This is a genomic window from Alkalicoccus luteus, assembly GCF_012034335.1.
In the GTDB taxonomy this organism is placed as follows: domain Bacteria; phylum Bacillota; class Bacilli; order Bacillales; family Salisediminibacteriaceae; genus Alkalicoccus; species Alkalicoccus luteus_A.
The window spans coordinates 1-350 of the sequence record NZ_JAATHJ010000090.1 but is presented as its reverse complement, the minus strand read 5'-3'; the positions used below and the strand labels follow the sequence as shown (position 1 = coordinate 350).

General features: G+C 54.0%; 1 pseudogene. It reads left to right on the top strand.

The features are described 5' to 3' along the window. A pseudogene (locus tag HCN83_RS18055) lies at positions 1-350 on the top strand (IS1634 family transposase); the annotation flags it as partial.

Here is a 350-nt window from a genome sequence, read left to right as displayed (position 1 = left end):
CGGATTCTGCAGCAAACCGGCGGCCATTATATTATTGGCGAACGCATGCATGCGGGAAAAAAAGATGTCGAAGAAGCCTTAAGCAAGCGCGGGCGGTTTCAGGTGATTCGAGAGAACCTGCATGTGAAAGAAGCGATTGTTGGGGACGGAGAAGCGCGCAAGCGCTATGTGATTGCATACAATCCCGACGAAGCCGCGCGGGATCGCATGAAGCGGGAACAAATCGTGGCATCCATCGAAGCGCAGATCGATGCCTTGCGGCAGGAGGCAAACGAAGCACATCATAAGAAAGCCTGTGCCCTGCGGGCGCATCCGACGTACGGAAAATATGTGCGGCAATTGAAAGATGG